We start from the raw sequence: 15,975 nt of genomic DNA, 5'->3' as shown, positions 1-15,975 counted from the left end.
AGTGCGCACCGCTTCCGTTGCGCGGAGGAGGAGAACGATGCCCGACAAGCTGATCCCTGGGCCGGACCACCCGATCACCGTTGAGCCCAACCCCGCGCGGGTGGTGGTCAAGGCAGGCGAGAAGACCATCGCCGACACCACCCGCGCGCAGGTGCTGCGGGAGGCGAGCTATCCGCCGGTGCAGTACATCCCGCTGGAGGACGTCGACCTGGCGATGCTGTCGTCCACCGAGCACAAGACGCATTGTCCGTACAAGGGCGACGCGTCGTACTACAGCCTGGCCGCGGTGCCGGACGGCGAGAACGCGGTGTGGGTTTACGAGGCTCCGTATGACGCGGTGGCTCCGATCAAGGGGCATGTCGCGTTTTATCCGGACCGGGTGGAGATCGAGGAGGTCGGCTGAGGGGGGTTGGTTGGCCTGCGGCTGATCGGGGCTCGGGGCTGGCTTCGGCTCGGCGTTGAGGCCGATGGGGTGCTGGTTCCGGTTTGCCGCTGATCCAGGTTCGGGGTCGATTCCGGTTTGGTGCCGAGCCAAGTTCGGCGGTTGATCCCGGTTCGGTGGTCGATCCGGCTGGTTGCTGAGCTTCGGCTGGTTGCTGAGCCTGGTTCGGTGCTGGTGACGGTTCGGTGCTGCTCCCGGCTCCTGGCTAGTCATGGTCTGGTGCTGATCTAGGTTGGTTGCTCGTCCGGGTCCGGAGGTACCCCTGGCCCGGTGCCAATCTCGGCTGGCCGCTGATCCTGGTCCGGAACTGGGTCAGCGGTCGACTTCGAGCCAAGACGCTTCGCCCGCCTCGTGCAGCGCGTTCCACAGCAGATTGAGCGGATGGCTGTCCGGGTACGAGGATCGTTCGCCGCGCCGGGCGAAGACGCCGACGAGCAGTTCGAGTTTCGGCTCGATGTCGTCGACGAGACCGATTGTGCGCAATCCTGAAGCGGCGTGCAGCCGGTTTTCGCCCGCGGCCTCGCCGAGCCCTTGGGTGACGAGCATGCATCCGCGGATGAGACCCGAACGGAGCAGTTCGAATCCGTATTGCGCGGAGTCGATCTCGGCTACGATGTCGAGCCGGTTGCGGTAGTCGGTGCCGAACCAGCCGCGCATAAAGTCGTTGATCACGCCGCCGCTGGGCACGACGAGCGGCAGCGTCGGCAATTCGCTGGTGCGCACGGACTCGCCGGGCTTCGGAGTGTCCATATTGGTCAGGATGCCGAGGCCGCTGCGCCGCCATTCGAGCACGTCGACGGTGTCGAGCGCGTTGGTCGTGACGACGCTGCCGCAGACCAGGTCCACGTCCTTGGCCAGCAGACGGTCGATCAGGTCTTTGGTGCGCACGTGGACGACGTTCAGCTCGATGTCGCGCGCGCGGAACTGCTCGGCCACGAGATCGCCGGCGTGGGCCAGGCTGCCGAGGGTGTAGCGAGTCGCGCCGACGGTAAGCGTTCCGCCGAGTTCGCGGCGGCATTCGTGAATGGTGTCCAGCCATTCGGTAAGAGTGCGGCGAGCCTGTTGGGCGACCGCGCGCCCGGTGTCGGTAAAAAGAACGTCACGGCCGCGTCCTTGGCGGTGCAACAATGGTTCCCCGCACAATTCGGAGAAATTGCGATTAAGAGTGTCGAGTTGTTTTTGCACACTGGACTGGTCGCGGCCGAGCGTGCGGGCGGCGGCGAGGGCAGTTCCGGTTTCCGCGACCGTGATCAGCGTGCGCAACTGGTCGAACGTCGTGTCGAGCAGCGCAGGTGAGGAGCGCAGGAGCCTGCTGAGCACGTTGAACGACGGCGACCGGAACGGGCTGGGTGCGGACATCTGCCAGGGCTCGCCTTCTGCATTCGCTTCTCGGACGACGAAGAGCCTAACGCGGCTCTTCTGATCTCGCGGCCAGTTCAAAAAATCTGCAGATTTTATCGGTGAACCAGTGGACGGCGCAAGCAGTCGGCGGGAAACTCCGTGACGCTTGATTCGATTGCTGATCCAAGGAGTTCGACAGAAGTGAGTTCGTACAGTTCCACCGGTGCGCGCCGTTCCCGCACCCTGACCGTCGGCGGGGGGCTGGGATTGGCCGGCGCGCTCAGCGGGCTGCTGTGGGGTGCGATGGTGCTGGTGCAGGGCGAGGGTTTGATTCGCCCCGCCGTGCAGGAATACCTGCAGAACGAGGGCCGAGAACTGGCCTCGAGCGGCCTGCTGACGGCCAATGACCTGACCGGAATCGCCATGACGTCGTTCAACAGCCGCGCGGCGATCTGGCTGGTCATCGGCCTGGTAACGCTGGTGTCGGCCGTGATGGTCCTCGCCGCGCACAACTGGGCGCGAGTGGTGCTGACGGTGTTCGCGGTCTTCGGCATCGGCCTTGGCCTGCGCGACCTGATCGACCTGAACCCGGCGCTGCTGAACGCCTTCGACGCTGTTGCGGTGCTGAGCCTGCTGGCGGTGCTCGTGGTGCAGTGGCTGCCGGGGGCCAACCGAGCGGTTCGGGCGCGGAAGAACGCGGTGATCGCGAGGAAGGCCGCGGCTTTCGCGGTCTGAGGTCTTTCGAGGACGCGGTTTTTGCGGGCGGCACGTTCTGAGGGGTCGTGCCGATTGAGGAAGCTGGTGTCTGAGGGGGAGAGTGCCTGTCGGGGTGAGGTGCCGGAGGGTGGCTGTTTGAGGGGACAGTGCTGAGGGCGGTGACTGTTTTAGGCGGAGCGTTGTGCGGAGCGATCGCGGGGAGGCGGATGCTTCGGGGGAGCGCGTCCGGCGGGGCGGTCATCTGCGAGGGCGGTGCCGGAGGGGCGACTGTCTTAGGTGACGGTGCTGAGGGCGATGGCTGTTCAGACGGAGTGTTGTGCGGAGCAATCGCGGGGAGGCGGATGCTTCGAGGGCAGCGTGTCCTGAGGGGCGGTCATCTGCGAGCGGTGCCGGAGGGGCGGTCGTGAGGGGGGCGGCGTTGGAGGCGCATCCGTTTGAGGGGGCGGATGTGTGAGAGGGACAGCGTCCGAAAAGGTCGATTGCTCGAGGGACGGCACCTCTGAGGGCGACTGTTCGAGGGACGGCACCTGAGGGCAGCGTTGAGGGACGGCACCGGAGGGCGGCGTCGGGGGACGGTGCCTGAGGGGCGACCGCTCGGAGGACGTTGCGGGAGGGGCGACGTTCGATGGGCCAGCCTTCGAGGGGCAGCGTTGAGGGACGTGATGCTTGAGGGGAGCGCCGTTCGAGGGGGAGTTCCGCCTCGTCGCCTGTTGGGTGGCGAGGCGGGACCGGGTCGCCAGCTCCGTTCCTGCCGCTGACCAGCCGCTACGGTGCGCCGTTGATCATGGCGAGCGGCGGTGCCGAGTCCCATGGCGAGTGACTGCGGCGAGTCCTCATGGCGAGTGGCGCTGGCGCGCCACTATGGCGAGTGACCGCAGCGAGTCACCATGGCTAGTGACTTCGGCGAGTTACCACCGAGGGTGACCGCGGCGTGTCACCACGGGGGCGACCATGGCGAGTCACCACGGCGAGTCACCATGGAGAGTAACCGCCGCGAGTGGACATGGCGAGTGACCACGGCGAACTGCTCCGGCGTTCGGCGAGGTAGGCCAGGTCAGCGGGTCTTGTGCCTCGCTAAGCCCCGAGAGTCGGTGGCGTCGGGCGCATTCCGGTTTCTGGGTCTACGGCGGTACCGTCGTCGGCGAAGAGGTCTACATCAAGAACGTACTTGCGTTCGTGCTCTTCGTCTTCTTCGTTCTTGCCGCGTTGCCCGCCGGGTGCGGCTGCGCCGGGCAGGCCCTTTCCGCCGGGGGCGCCGCGTTCCGCGTTGACTCGCGAAGCCGCGCCTTCGCTCGCGCCGGCTCCGGAGCGGGGGCCTGTTTCACTGCCCAGGCGTCCGGAACCTGGGCCGTTACCTGGGCGTCCGGGACCGCCTTCGCTGCCAGGGCGTCCGGAGCCGCCGATGTTGCCCGAGACGTTGCCAGAGCGTCCGGAGCCGCTGCCGAAGCGACCGGAACCACCGCCGAGGCGTTCTGAGATGCCGCCGAGACGGCCGTCGATGGGGGCGCTGATCGGTGTGACGCCGGGTTCGTTCACCGGGCCGGGCACCGACGGCACCCTCGTTCCGCCGCGCCACGGGTTGTCCGCGGTTGGTCCGGAGGCCGGTGGCGGGGTGTATCCGGAGGTGCTGGTGTGGTCGTTTCCCGTGCCAGGCAAGGCATTCGCGGGCGGGTAGCTGTGCGGGGAAGGGCCGCTGGGCCCAGTGCCCGGACTGAACGTCGACCCAGTCCCGCCGGTCGAACGATGTTCGGGGGCGACCGGTCCGGGCTGGGGCTTGGCGTCGGCGGAGGGGTGTTGCTGGATGGTCACGTCGCCGCCGTCGTACGTGCCGATCTTGCCGTAGTCGACCTTCAGCTGCTGGGTGTTTCCCTGGCTTTCCGAGGTGAATTTCTCATACGTATCAAGGTTTTTCTGCTGCGCGCTGTCGTGCTCCAGCAGCTTGGACATCACGTCCGCGTTCATCAGTCCCGCCGCGGGCGTCGGGCTTCCCGTGGGTGCGGGCGGGATCGAGGTCAGCTGATTCCGCAGGTTCTCGTGCATCGCGATGCCGGTGGCGTGGGTGTTTTCGTTGGCCGCGAACGCCTGGTGCGCGTCGATCGCCGAGGCGCGGACCTGGCGCAGCCGTTCGCTGATCAGGTCGGAGCCCTCGCCGCTCCAGCACGATTCCAGCTTCGTCAAGGTTCCGGAGAGGTCCTGGCTCAGCGTTTCCTGCTCGGTGGCCAGCTCGCGAGCCATGGTCACGCCTTCATGCCAGCCGCTGGGTTCGGAAGCCTGCACTTGCTTGACGATGTCCTCGATCGGCACCGTCAGCTCTTGGTGCTGGTCGAGGTACTGCTTGATCGGCTCCCAGAATTTCATGTCACCGCCCGGCCTTGTGCTTCAACGTGGTGATGACGTCGTTGGCGACATCGGCCGCGAGCGGACACGGGTCGACCTTCCCGAATTTGCTGCCGCCAGGGGTGACCTCGACCGCGAAAGACAGTTGGTCGGTGACACCGACGTTGACGTCGCAGGTCTGGGAATTCGGGCCGGGTTGAGTGCTGTAGGCGACGGCGGGGAAGCCCTGGATGGGCTGGAGCGCTTCGAAGCGCTTCATCTGCGGCCGGACGTTCACGTAGACGTTGCTGAGGCCGTCGTTGTGCTTGTCGAAGAACGACAGGCCGATAAACCCATGGGTGTCGGGGCTGATCCAGTCGCAGGCACGGACCGGGGAGGTGTCGGGCTTCCCCGGCACCGCGGAACCGAGCTGGTCGGTCAGTTGCTGCGGGGTGAGCGCCTGGCACGGATCGCCGGAGAGCACATCGTCCGGCAGCGGGTTTTCGACCTTCGGAGCGCCGCCATAGGGCAGATTCGGCGTCGGCGACGCGGAAGGGGTCGCGGTGCCGTCCGTGGGGGTCGAGCAGCCGACGGCGAGGACAGCGACGGCGAGCATCGCGACTGGCGTGCGCAGGTTCATCCGATTTTTCCTGGAGAGTGGGCACCGGGGTTGACGTTCTGGACGGTCTTGGTCTGGTCCTGCTCGTTCTGGCCGATCGCGGCGAGCGCTTTCCGGATCCGGTCGGCGAGCTCCTCGACGTAGCGCAATTGCAAGTCGATGTGCCCGCCTCCGTAGGAAAACGCACCTTGTTTTCCGTTGCCGTCACCGACCATCGCCACGTGCATCGCCGTGGTCGACGGGTCCTTCGACGGCGGCTTCATCGCGCACAGAGCGGTGACTTTGCGCTTCATGGAAAGGAGCCTGTCCTGGTACTCCAGCAGATCCTGCAGGATCTCCTTCGCCGCACCGGCGTCCAGCGAGAACCCGCCCTGGCGAGGCTGGGATTCCCACGGGTGAAAGACCGAGAACTGGACGTCCTCCCACACGCGAAGCCCTCCCCATGTTCGGTGTCATCAAATGCAGACAGCTAACAAAGTAGCTGATCACTCACTGCCTGTGTGACGTTCTCCGAAATGCGGAAGACGACTAGACATTAATGCTCTAGACGCAATTTCTATGTAAATCCAAGAATGCGCAGTTCAGGCCGACAAATGCCGTACCGCGGCCCGGTGGACGTCTGGCAGCAGCGGGTTTTCGTCGTCAGCTCGGCTGGCTACCACGATCTGGCAAGGGGCGATCCCGGTCGATCGGGACCGTCGGCAGGTCTGGGCGGGCGCTGATTCGGCAGTCGGTCAGCGGGAGTACCGCGACGGCCTGGCCCTCGGCGACCATTTCCAGCTTGTCCTCGTAGCTTTCCGCGAGAGGCGGGGCCGGGGCGCGGTGGTGCTCACGACATCAGTGGCGAACGTCCGAGGGCTGCCGCTGATGAGCGGGTACGCCGGAGGAGGTCGCGAAGGCGATGCTGTTCCTCGCCTTCGACGCCACCTACACGACCGGCGCGGAATCGGCGGCGCGTCGCAGCTCTAGGAAAGAGCCCGTTTCCACACCTCGGCGGCGCAGCGGCACAGCTCGGCGGGCTCTACCGCGGCCGGATCGAGCAGACACTGCAGTGCGACGCCGCGCAGCTGCCCGACGATGGCTACGGCGAGCTGCTCCGGGTCGGCATCGGCGCGGATGGTGCCCTCGGCGATGCCCGCCGAAATCTCCTGACGCAGGTCGTCGCGGAAGGCCTGGTCGCGTTCGCGGAAGATCGGGGCCAGTTCCGGCGCGGTCATCGATTCCGCCCACAGCACCAGAAAAGCGCGGCTCAGCACGTCCGGCTCGCTGAGCTGGGCGAGGTAGCCGTCGATCAGCCGCAACAGCCGGTCCAGGCCGGGCGGCAGCGAGTCGAGGCCGGGGACGAAACCGGTCTGCGTGGTCCTGGCGAGTTGTTCCAGCAGGGCCTGTTTGCCGCCGAAGTGGTGGGTGACCAGGCCACGGCTGTACCCGGCGCGTTCGCCGACGCGCGCCAGCGTCACGGCGCGCACGCCTTCCTCGACGACCAGCTCGGCGGCGGCTTCGAGCAAAGCGGCCGACGCCTGGTCGCGGCGTTCCTGTTGAGTGCGGCGCGTGGTCACGGGAAGAAACCCTACAACATACTTGCCAGCTGACAAGCAAGTATGCGTAGAGTGGGAGCGACGAGAGGGAGGAAGTCCGATGACTGCAGTTTTCGTCCACGGAAACCCGGAAACCGCCGCGGTGTGGGAGCGTCTGCTCGCCGAGCTGGGCGACCGGCCGGTCGTATGCCTGTCCCCGCCCGGATTCGGCGCGCCGTGGCCAGAAGGTTTCGGCGCGACGGCCGTCGAATACCGCGACTGGCTGATCGCCGAGCTGGAGAAATTCCCCGAACCGGTCGACCTGGTCGGCCACGACTGGGGCGGCGCGCACGTGCTCAACGCCGTCATGGCCCGTCCGGAGCTGGTGCGCAGCTGGGTCAGCGACACGGCGGGCGCGTTCGATCCGGATTACGTCTGGCACGACCTCGCGCAGGGGTGGCAGAAACCGGGCGTCGGCGAGGAAGCCGTCGCGGCGATGTTCGGCGCGCCGGTGGAAAAACGGGCGGAACGCCTGGTGCTGGGCGGAATGCACGAGTCGGTGGCCGCCAAGGTCGCCGAGGGGATGAACGACGACATGGCGCGCGCGGTGCTCCCGCTCTACCGCTCCGCGGCGCAGCCGGCGATCGCGGAGTTCGGCCGGGATCTCGAACGCGCGGCGGACCGTCCGGGGCTCGTCGTGCTGGCGACCGAGGACCATTTCGTCGGGACGGACGAGCAACGCCGCCGCGCGGCCGGGCGGGCCGGGGCGAAGGTCGCGGTGCTGGAGGGGCTCGGGCACTGGTGGATGACGCAGGATCCGGTCCAGGGCGCGCGAATCCTCACGGAGTTCTGGGAAGCGTCCTAATAGGACAGTTCAGGCGCGCGCGACGAGATGGAACACCCGGCTGAGCCGCCGGTACGGATCTCGTCGCGCCGCCTCCAGTTCGACCTCCGCGATTTCGGCGATCCGACTCTCCTCAGGGTCCAGGTCCAGCCAGTCGGCGAACAGCCAAACTCCGTACCAGGCAAGCGGTTCAGCTCCCTGTCCGACGAGCAGCTGCGACAGCCCCGCCACGGTGTCGGCGCGCGTGTCCACACCGAGGACGCCCCGCTCGCCGTGCGCGTCGAACGCCGTAAGCGCGTCGCTCCACCGTCCTTCCAAAGCAGGGAGGACAGCCAGCGTCTCGGCGTTGAGCGCCATCACCGAGACGATCCCGCCTGGCGCCGCGCAGGCGCAGAGCGCGTCGATCATCGGCACGGGATCTTCCACGTACATCAGCACGCCGTGACACAGCACCGCGTCGAATTTCTGACCGGCGACCGCGGCGACGGCGTCCTCGCCGCGGCTGCGTAACAGCCGGACTCGCTCGCGAACCTCCTCCGGTTCCGCGGCGAGACGCTCCCGCGCTTTCGCCAGCATCGCGTCGGACGAATCCAGCAGGACGACGTCGTAACCCAAGCGCGCCAACGGAAACGACTGATGCCCAGCCCCGCCGCCGACGTCGAGCACCGTGGCCGGCGGCGGAGGCAGGTGCGCCAGGAGTTGCTGATGCAGGACGTACGTGCGAATTCGGCCTTTGACGGTCGCGTACGCGCCTTCCACGAACGGACTCGCCAGTGCGGCCCAGGCGTCGGTCTCCATGCCGTTCATCCTGCTCCCGAATCGTGAGTGACGCGCGTCACATAAAGTGCATGTCCAGAACCCGCGCCCGCCTCCGACCATCCCCCGTAAGACCCCGAAACCACGAGGAGCAAGACGATGAAGTTCCTGATCAGCCTGCACATCAACCAGTCCGTCCTCGACGCCCTCACCGACGAGGAGAAGGAAGCCCTCGGCGACGGCGTCACCGCGTTCATGGAGTCGACGAAGAAGTCCGGCGAGCTGATCGCGGCCCAGGCGCTGGCCGATCCGTCGCAGGCCGTGGTGGTCTCGGTGCGCGGCGGGCAGCCGGTGGTCACCGACGGGCCGTTTCTCGAGTCCAAGGAGTTCCTCGGCGGCTACTACATGATCGACGTCGAGAGCAAGGAGCGCGCGATCGAGCTGGCCGCGCAGATCCCGGACGCCTCGATCGAGGGGCTCGGGGTCGAGGTGCGCCAGGTGATGTTCTCGGAAGGACAATTGGACGCGTGAAACCTCCCGCCGTCGAGGACCTGCTGCGCGAACTCGTGCCGCAGGTCCTCGGCGTGTTGGTGCGCCGCTACGGCCAGTTCGAGGGGTGCGAGGACGCGGTGCAGGAGGCCGTCCTCGCCGCTTCGCAGCAATGGCCGGTCGAAGGCGTGCCGAACAATCCGCGCGGCTGGCTGTCGACGGTCGCGTCCCGGCGCTATATCGACCAGTTGCGCAGCGATCAGGCGCGCCGCGAGCGGGAGCTGGCGAACGCCGTCGAGGCCGCGCCCGAGGTGCCGGACACCGACGACACGCTGCTCCTGCTGTTCCTGTGCTGCCATCCGACGCTGACGCCGGCCTCGCAGACCGCGTTGACCCTGCGCGCGGTCGGCGGGCTGACCACGGCCGAGATCGCCAGCGCGTTTTTGGTACCGGAGGGCACGATGGCTGCCCGGATCAGCCGTGCCAAACAGAGGATCAAGGCGGCGGGCAGCTCGTTCCCCGGCACGGAAAGCCCGGAACGGCTGAGTGTCGTGCTGCAGGTGCTTTATCTGATTTTCAACGAGGGCTACACCGCGTCCTCCGGCAGCGACCTGCATCGCGCCGACCTGGCGTACGAGGCGATTCGCCTGGCCAGGATGGTGCACGCGCGGCTGCCGGACGACAGTGAAGTGACCGGTCTGCTCGCATTGATGCTGCTGACCCACGCGCGCCGCGCGGCCCGCACGACGGCGTCCGGAGACCTGGTCCCGTTGGCCGATCAGGACCGCTCGACGTGGGATCACGCCATGCTCGACGAGGGCACTGAACTGGCGAAAGCGTCGCTGGCCGGTCCTGAGCTGGGGCCGTACCAGCTGCAGGCGGCCATCGCCGCGACGCACGCCGACGCGGCGACCGCGGAGGAGACCAACTGGCGGCAGGTGCACGCGCTTTACCTGATCCTGGAACGGATCGCGCCTAATCCGGTCGTCACGTTGAACCGGGCGATCGCGCTCGCCGAGACCGAGGGGCCGCGAGCGGGGCTGGCTCTGCTGTCCACATTGGACGGTGAAGAACGGATGGCGCGGCATCACCGGTTGCTGTCGGTGCGGGCGCATTTGCTGGAGAAAGCCGGGGATCTGCCTGGCGCGTACGAGAACTACCGGCTGGCGGCCAAGGCGACGGCGAGTATCGCGGAGAAGCGTTATCTGGAGTCCCGGGCCGCCCAGGTGCGCGAGTGAATTCTCCGCGACCGGCCTCGCGGGCCGCTCCCGAGTTCGAGTAGGTTGCGCTGCGTGTCCCGGACGTCTGCGAGCGTGCCTGACGAGGTCATGCACGTCTCGATCGTGGACCGGCTGTTCGCCCGCGCGGACGACGAACGGCCGTTGTTCACCCACCAAGATCACAACCGCGGCGTCGAGCACACGCTGACGTGGGCGGAGTTCGCCGCGAAAGTCCGGGTCGTGGCCGGACAATTGCGCCGGGTCGCGGAACCGGGCGAGCGCGTCGCGATCCTCGCCGGACAGGAACTCGCTTACCCGCTGGCGTTTTTCGGCGCTCTCGCCGCCGGGATGGTCGCGGTTCCGCTGATGCTGCCCGGCAATCGCGCGCAGGCCGACCGGCTCTCCGGCGTCCTCGCCGACTCCGGCGCGCGAGTGTGGGCGACGTCGTCGGCTGTCGCGGCGAAGGCGCGCGAGTTCAGCGATCCCGGCGATCTCGTGGTGGTGGACGAGCTGTCCGGACCGGGCGTGGACCCGGTTCGCGTGGACCCGGAAAGCCCGGCCTACCTGCAGTACACGTCGGGGTCGACGCGCGAACCGGCGGGCGCGGTGATCCCGCACCGGGCGATCGTCGCGGCGTGCTGGCAGGCCAGCCAGGCCTATGCCTCGGACGAGCAGACGACCTGCGCGGGCTGGATCCCGTTCTTCCACGACATGGGCCTGATCCAGCTGCTGTGCCTGCCCGTGTACGTCGGCGGGCGGTCGGTGTTCATGTCCCCGGCGGAGTTCGTGCACCGGCCGCAGCGGTGGCTGCGCCAACTGTCGGACTACCCGGCCGTCTTCACCGCGGCCCCGAATTTCGCCTACGACCTGGCGGCCGACGCCGGCGCTGAGGACGACCTCGATCTTTCGGACGTCCGGGTCGCGCTCAACGGCGCCGAGCCCGTCCGGCCGCGCACGGTCGAGCGTTTCCACGAGGTCTTCGGCCCGCGCGGGTTCCGTCCCGAAGCGCACCGTCCGTCGTACGGGCTGGCCGAGGCCACTGTGTACGTCGCGAGCGCGGGAGACGAAGGGCCGCGCGGCGCGGTGCTCGACCGAGAAGCCTTGGCCCAGGGCCGGGCCGTCGAAACGCCGGACGGCCAGCCGGTCATGTCCGTGGGACGGCCGGTCGGGCAGCTCGTCCGGATCGTCCACGACGGACACGAGCAGCCCGAGGACGAGGTCGGCGAAATCTGGGTGCACGGCCCGAACGTCGCGTCCGGCTACTGGGGACGCGGCGACGCGGAGGCGTTCAGCGGCGTCCTCGACGGGCTCGACGGCTGGCTGCGCACCGGCGACCTCGGGGTGCTGCACCGCGGTGACCTCTACGTCACCGGCAGGCTCAAAGACCTGATCGTCGTCGACGGCCGCAACTTCCATCCGCAGGACCTCGAAGCCGCGGCCGGCGAGGCGCATCCGGCGATCCGCCGCGACCGGGTCGCCGCGTTCGGCGTCGCCGACGAGCAGGGCGAGGGCGCGATGGTGGTCGCGGAATGGGCCCGCGGCGCGGAAGCCGAGGTCAAGGACGTGACCCGGGCGGTGCTGCGAGCGGTGTCGCGAGAGCACGATCTCACGCTCCGTGCGGTACACCTGGTCCCTTCTGGCGGACTTCCGCGCACTTCCAGCGGGAAGGTCGCCCGGTCCGCCGCCAAAGCGCGTTACGGTGGGGTGCGTGGGTGATCACTGCGCCGAGGTCACGAAGGTCGTCAGCGACACCTTCCGGCTAGACCCGGCCCTCGTCGTGCCCGACGCTCCGCTGGAGGAGCTCGGCATCGACTCGAAGGGCCGGATCCGGCTTCTCGCGGCGCTGGAGATCTACTACGACGTGTCGATCGATCTGGACGAGCTCGATCGGTTCACCGACGTGGAATCCGTGGCGGACGTGCTCGCGGAGGCCCTGGCAGCTAGCCGAGCTGAGGAGAAGCACTGAAATGAGCGGTGGGGGCGGGTACACCGCGACAACCCAAGCGTTGTCGAAGGCGTCGACGAACATCGGCGACCTGGCGGAAAAGCTGCTTGACGACAATCCGGACCTCGAACACTCCGAGCTGACCAAGGAGAAGTTCGGCCGGGTGCACCAGGCGCACGCCGACAAGTACCTCGAGGGCACCAAACAGCTGTGGGGCGCGCTCTCCGGCTACAGCAAGGCGCTCGAATCGTTCGGCACGAACATCAAGACCGCCGGGTCCGCCTACGGCAAGAACGAGGACGACCAGTCCGACAACATCAACAAGACCGGCAACGGCGTCGACGGGATCCTCTGATGGCGGACGACAAACAGCAGCCGAAGACGTGGCCGGATGTCAAGAAGCTCCTCGACAACTCGGCGGTGCCGCCGGAGCTGAAGGACGGGCTGCTCCGGGCGTGGGTGCACGAGCACCCGAATCCCCAAGGCGACGAGGGCAAGGACGTCGCGAAGTACATCCAGTCGTACGGGCGGACGTTCATCACCGTCCCGAAGAATCCGTTCGCGGCTCCGGGCGGTGCCCCGCCGCTCGAGCAGGTCTACGAAGAGGCCCGGCAGAAGGGCCAGCAGAACAGCTACAACCAGGACGAGAAGAAAAAGGCCGTCGACCAGGGCAAGGACGAGCTCGGCAAGAAGAAGCCGCCCGCCCCCGGCGAAGGCAAGGACGCCGCGGCCACCGGCACGAAGACGTCCGATGAACTCTTCGACCCCGCTGCGGCCGCGCTGAGGGTGTTCGAGACCTTCGGCGGGCTGCTCGAGAAGATCCCCGACGACTGCAAGGGGAACACGCGCAAGCTCGACCTCGACAAGGACATCCGCGGCCCGTTCGACGAACAGCGCGGGATCAGCTTCGAGAGTTTCGTCAACGACGCCATGCATTTCAAGCACAGCTCGGAAACCGTGAAGTCGACGCTGACCGAAACCGGCACCGAGCTGGGCACCCTGTTCGGGACCTGGACCGGAGCCGGGGCCGACGCGGCGTCGGACAAGTACAACGAGAGCATCCAGAAGAAGGCCGCGAAGCTCGGCGACGACCTCAACCACGCCAGCGAAGCGACGCTGGCCGCCACGAAGACGCTGTTCGACCTGTGCAAGGGGAAGGCCGACCAGGTCATCGCGCTGTACCGCGACCAGGTCGGCAAGGCCGACTACACGATGGCGCAGAAGGTCATCGCGGTCGCCAACGGCGAGCACGGCAGCGTCAACGACCTGGCCCAGATCGCCGGCTGGATGGACTACAACTTCGGCACCAACCTGGTCAACACCCTCAACGACCAGGGCTGCTGCGACGACGACGAGATCCAGAGCCACGGCAAGGACCTCGCCAAGCAGTGGATCATGAACCAGTTCAACCCCGACATGTGGGACAACGTTTACAAGGGGTTCGAGAAGGCCTGCAAGGACGCCAAGGACCTCGTCGACAAGGCCTACGACGCTCTTGACAAAGAGATGGGCAAGCTCAAGAACAAGTTCGAGGGCGCCAAGGACGGCGGGGCCGGCGGTTCTGGTGGTTCGGGCGGTCCCGGCGGCGGGGGTCCCGGCGGTGGCGGTCAGGGGCCCGGCGGGAACAACAAGGGCAACGGCAACGGTTCCGGCGGCGGCAACGGTTACGGCGGCGGTCAGGGCAACGGCAATGGCGGCGGCCAGGGCAACGGGCACGGCGGCGGTACCGGCGGGGGAACCGGCGGCTATGGCGGCGGGTCCGGCGGCGGATCCGGTTCGGACACGCCCCAGGGTGACCACACCGGCGGTACCGGCGGTGGTCCCGGCGGCATCGGCGGCGGTCCTGGCGGCGGCACCGGCGGCGGGTCCGGTTCGGGCGGCGGGTCTGGCAGCGGCAGCGGCTCCGGCGGGGGCGGAGGGAAGGTTCCCGATCTGGATATCCCGTCCGATTCGCCTGGTGGCGGCCCGCTCGGCGGCGGTTCGGGCGGCGGGACTGGCGGCGGCGGTCCGGTGGACGGCCCCCCGATCAAGACTGACTCCGGCGGCGGCTCCGGTCCTGGTGGCTCTGGTTCCGGTCCGGGTGGTTCGGGCCCGGGTGGTTCGGGGCCTGGCGGCGGACAGGACCAGCAGCAGTCCGAGGAAGAGGCCAAGCAGCGGGCCGAGCAAGAGGCCAAGCAGAAGGCCCAGGCCGAGGCCAAGCAAAAGGCCGAGGCCGCGATGGACGCGCTGAAGAAGGACTCGCAGGGCAGTCACGGCGGTGGCAGCCTCGGCGGTCCGGGCGGCAGCGAACCCGGTTCGACCGGCGGCGACGGCAAGGGTCCCGACGGCAAGGGTCCCGACGGCAAGGGGCCCGACGACAAGAGCCCCGGCGACGACAAGGCCCCCGGCGACAAGGGCGGCGGCGGTTCCCCCGGCGGCGGCGGTCCGGTCGACGGCCCGCCGATCAAGACCGATCCCGCCGACGGCGGTCCTGGCGGCGAGGACGGCAAGGGTCACGACGGGAAGCCGGGCGAGGACAAGGACCACGACGGCAAACCGGACGGCGACGGCAAGGGTCACGACGGCAAACCGGGCGAGGACAAGGACCACGACGGCAAGCCCGACGACGACGGCAAGGGTCACGACGGCAAGCCCGGCGAGGACAAGAACCACGACGGCAAACCGGACGACGACCGGGACGTCCTGAAGGTCAAGCAGGGCGACAAGACCTTCGAAATGTCCGAGCCGGACCACGACGGCAAGATGGACATCAAGATCGGCGAGGGTTCCGGCCCCGCCAAGGACTTCAAGATCGACTGGTCCGACGACAAGTCCGCGCACGACGGCGGGGACGGCCAGCACGGCGACGAGGTCCACCACCCGGGCGCGGACGGCAAGATCCACCTCCGCGACGGCGACACGAAGATCACCGCCGAGCGTCCGGACGGGCCGAACGGGCCGACCGTCGTCACGGTCGACGACGGCAAGGGCAACCCGACGACCTACACGCTCGGCGAGGAGGACAAGAAGCAGGGCGTGCACGAGCAGGACCACGTCCCGCAGCCGCCCGACGGCACCACCGGCCGCCACCACGCGGGCGACGGTCCTGGCCAGCACGGCGGCGACGGTCCGGGTCAGCACGGCGACCACAAGGGACCCGACGGCAACGGGCACGGCGGCGCCTCGCCCAGCAGCAGCCACCCGGTGCATCCGCTGCAGGGCGGGCCGGGTCCGGAGATCTCGCACACCGGCGACCCGTTCGGCGGGCACCCGGCAGGCGATCCGGCGCATCCGGCGGGAGGCGGCCCGGGGATCTCGAATTCGGACGCTCCGGGACACCCCGCGGGCGGTCCGGCCCAGCCGCTGCACCACGGCGTCCCGAGCGGGGCACCGGGTCATCCGCTGCAGGGCGGCCCCGGTCCGGAGATTTCGCACACCGGCGGTCCGGGCGTGCCCGCCGGCGCCCCGAGCGCTCCGCTGCACGGCGCACCCATGGTCGGAGTCGACAGCACGCCGGTCGTCGGAACCCAAACCGGTGGCGGGTTCTCGGCACCGGCGGGCGACCACCCCGGCGGCGGCCAGCAGGGGTCCGGCGGCAGCGGGATGCCCGGCATGGGCGCGATGGGCGGCGGCCACGGAGGTGGCGGCGGCGGTGGCGAGACCGAGCGGCGCGCGGCGTACCGGGTGGAGGGCGCGGTCTTCGACAACCTCGTCGAGCCCGCCAGCCGGATCACTGGTTCACTCGACGATGACGACGACGCGCCGATCATCCGGACCAGGTAGGAGGACG

General features: G+C 68.4%; 15 protein-coding genes. 9 read left to right on the top strand and 6 right to left on the bottom strand.

The genetic code is table 11. The annotated features are described in order from the left end of the window. The first annotated feature begins 37 nt into the window (after positions 1–37). A complete protein-coding gene (locus ACZ7OI_RS00710; protein ID WP_470262154.1) occupies positions 38–403 on the top strand; it encodes a DUF427 domain-containing protein in 366 nt (121 codons plus the stop codon). Between the two features lie 351 nt (positions 404–754). On the opposite strand, the gene ACZ7OI_RS00705 is transcribed toward ACZ7OI_RS00710, so the two are convergent. Next, positions 755–1,801 carry a LysR family transcriptional regulator gene (locus tag ACZ7OI_RS00705; protein ID WP_470262153.1) on the bottom strand — a complete coding sequence of 349 codons (1,047 nt, stop codon included), beginning with the start codon at positions 1,799–1,801 and terminating at the stop codon, positions 755–757. 183 nt (positions 1,802–1,984) lie between these two features. On the opposite strand from ACZ7OI_RS00705, the gene ACZ7OI_RS00700 reads away from it, so the two are divergent. Next, on the top strand, positions 1,985–2,518 hold the full coding sequence (locus ACZ7OI_RS00700) for a hypothetical protein (protein WP_470262152.1): 534 nt from the start codon (positions 1,985–1,987) through the stop codon (positions 2,516–2,518). Between the two features lie 1,056 nt (positions 2,519–3,574). Here ACZ7OI_RS00700 and ACZ7OI_RS00695 read toward each other — a convergent pair. The 4 genes from ACZ7OI_RS00695 to ACZ7OI_RS00680 all read right to left on the bottom strand — a co-directional run bounded on the left by ACZ7OI_RS00695 (position 3,575) and on the right by ACZ7OI_RS00680 (position 6,994). After that, positions 3,575–4,858, bottom strand: a complete 1,284-nt coding sequence (locus ACZ7OI_RS00695; RefSeq protein WP_470262151.1) for a hypothetical protein — start codon at positions 4,856–4,858, stop codon at positions 3,575–3,577. A gap of 1 nt (position 4,859) precedes the next feature. After that, entirely contained in the window at positions 4,860–5,456 is a 597-nt protein-coding gene (locus ACZ7OI_RS00690; protein ID WP_470262150.1) for a DUF3558 domain-containing protein, read from the bottom strand. Continuing rightward, entirely contained in the window at positions 5,453–5,863 is a 411-nt protein-coding gene (locus ACZ7OI_RS00685) for a hypothetical protein (RefSeq protein WP_470262149.1), read from the bottom strand. Before ACZ7OI_RS00685 ends, ACZ7OI_RS00690 begins: the two co-directional genes overlap by 4 nt. A 537-nt stretch (positions 5,864–6,400) precedes the next feature. Further along, on the bottom strand, positions 6,401–6,994 hold the full coding sequence (locus ACZ7OI_RS00680; RefSeq protein WP_470262148.1) for a TetR/AcrR family transcriptional regulator: 594 nt from the start codon (positions 6,992–6,994) through the stop codon (positions 6,401–6,403). 79 nt (positions 6,995–7,073) lie between these two features. Here ACZ7OI_RS00680 and ACZ7OI_RS00675 point away from each other — a divergent pair, with 79 nt between their 5' ends. After that, positions 7,074–7,817: an alpha/beta fold hydrolase gene (locus ACZ7OI_RS00675; RefSeq protein WP_470262147.1), complete on the top strand. Its 744-nt coding sequence runs from the start codon at positions 7,074–7,076 to the stop codon at positions 7,815–7,817. 9 nt (positions 7,818–7,826) lie between these two features. Here the strand turns inward: ACZ7OI_RS00675 and ACZ7OI_RS00670 are convergent, their stop codons facing one another. Further along, the gene (locus tag ACZ7OI_RS00670) at positions 7,827–8,594 is read right to left on the bottom strand and encodes a methyltransferase (RefSeq protein WP_470262146.1); all 768 of its coding nucleotides are present in this window, start codon (positions 8,592–8,594) and stop codon (positions 7,827–7,829) included. A 117-nt stretch (positions 8,595–8,711) separates the two neighbouring features. Here ACZ7OI_RS00670 and ACZ7OI_RS00665 point away from each other — a divergent pair, with 117 nt between their 5' ends. The 6 genes from ACZ7OI_RS00665 to ACZ7OI_RS00640 all read left to right on the top strand — a co-directional run bounded on the left by ACZ7OI_RS00665 (position 8,712) and on the right by ACZ7OI_RS00640 (position 15,968). After that, positions 8,712–9,083 carry a YciI family protein gene (locus tag ACZ7OI_RS00665; protein WP_470262145.1) on the top strand — a complete coding sequence of 124 codons (372 nt, stop codon included), beginning with the start codon at positions 8,712–8,714 and terminating at the stop codon, positions 9,081–9,083. Then, complete coding sequence (locus tag ACZ7OI_RS00660; RefSeq protein WP_470262144.1) at positions 9,080–10,279, top strand: RNA polymerase sigma factor; 1,200 nt, start codon at positions 9,080–9,082, stop codon at positions 10,277–10,279. Before ACZ7OI_RS00665 ends, ACZ7OI_RS00660 begins: the two co-directional genes overlap by 4 nt. A 90-nt stretch (positions 10,280–10,369) precedes the next feature. Further along, positions 10,370–11,977 (top strand): fatty acyl-AMP ligase, encoded by a 1,608-nt coding sequence (locus ACZ7OI_RS00655; RefSeq protein ID WP_470263410.1) that lies wholly within the window; start codon positions 10,370–10,372, stop codon positions 11,975–11,977. Continuing rightward, on the top strand, positions 11,970–12,227 hold the full coding sequence (locus ACZ7OI_RS00650; RefSeq protein WP_043837971.1) for an acyl carrier protein: 258 nt from the start codon (positions 11,970–11,972) through the stop codon (positions 12,225–12,227). Before ACZ7OI_RS00655 ends, ACZ7OI_RS00650 begins: the two co-directional genes overlap by 8 nt. Position 12,228: 1 nt before the next feature. After that, positions 12,229–12,561 (top strand): hypothetical protein, encoded by a 333-nt coding sequence (locus tag ACZ7OI_RS00645; RefSeq protein ID WP_470262143.1) that lies wholly within the window; start codon positions 12,229–12,231, stop codon positions 12,559–12,561. Beyond that, a complete protein-coding gene (locus ACZ7OI_RS00640; protein WP_470262142.1) occupies positions 12,561–15,968 on the top strand; it encodes a WXG100 family type VII secretion target in 3,408 nt (1,135 codons plus the stop codon). Before ACZ7OI_RS00645 ends, ACZ7OI_RS00640 begins: the two co-directional genes overlap by 1 nt. The last annotated feature ends 7 nt before the right edge of the window (positions 15,969–15,975 follow it).

This window comes from Amycolatopsis sp. NPDC114503, from assembly GCF_055633655.1.
Note: the sequence above shows the minus strand (reverse complement) of the source record. Positions and strands in the feature narration are given on the sequence as shown.

Excerpts from the sequence above, each read along its gene's own strand:
- ACZ7OI_RS00710 (WP_470262154.1), top strand. The coding sequence starts at position 38 with ATGCCCGACAAGCTGATCCCTGGGCCGGACCACCCGATCACCGTTGAG.
- ACZ7OI_RS00705 (WP_470262153.1), bottom strand. The coding sequence starts at position 1,801 with ATGTCCGCACCCAGCCCGTTCCGGTCGCCGTCGTTCAACGTGCTCAGC.
- ACZ7OI_RS00695 (WP_470262151.1), bottom strand. The coding sequence starts at position 4,858 with ATGAAATTCTGGGAGCCGATCAAGCAGTACCTCGACCAGCACCAAGAG.
- ACZ7OI_RS00690 (WP_470262150.1), bottom strand. The coding sequence starts at position 5,456 with ATGAACCTGCGCACGCCAGTCGCGATGCTCGCCGTCGCTGTCCTCGCC.
- ACZ7OI_RS00675 (WP_470262147.1), top strand. The coding sequence starts at position 7,074 with ATGACTGCAGTTTTCGTCCACGGAAACCCGGAAACCGCCGCGGTGTGG.
- ACZ7OI_RS00670 (WP_470262146.1), bottom strand. The coding sequence starts at position 8,594 with ATGGAGACCGACGCCTGGGCCGCACTGGCGAGTCCGTTCGTGGAAGGC.
- ACZ7OI_RS00665 (WP_470262145.1), top strand. The coding sequence starts at position 8,712 with ATGAAGTTCCTGATCAGCCTGCACATCAACCAGTCCGTCCTCGACGCC.
- ACZ7OI_RS00655 (WP_470263410.1), top strand. The coding sequence starts at position 10,370 with ATGCACGTCTCGATCGTGGACCGGCTGTTCGCCCGCGCGGACGACGAA.
- ACZ7OI_RS00645 (WP_470262143.1), top strand. The coding sequence starts at position 12,229 with ATGAGCGGTGGGGGCGGGTACACCGCGACAACCCAAGCGTTGTCGAAG.
- ACZ7OI_RS00640 (WP_470262142.1), top strand. The coding sequence starts at position 12,561 with ATGGCGGACGACAAACAGCAGCCGAAGACGTGGCCGGATGTCAAGAAG.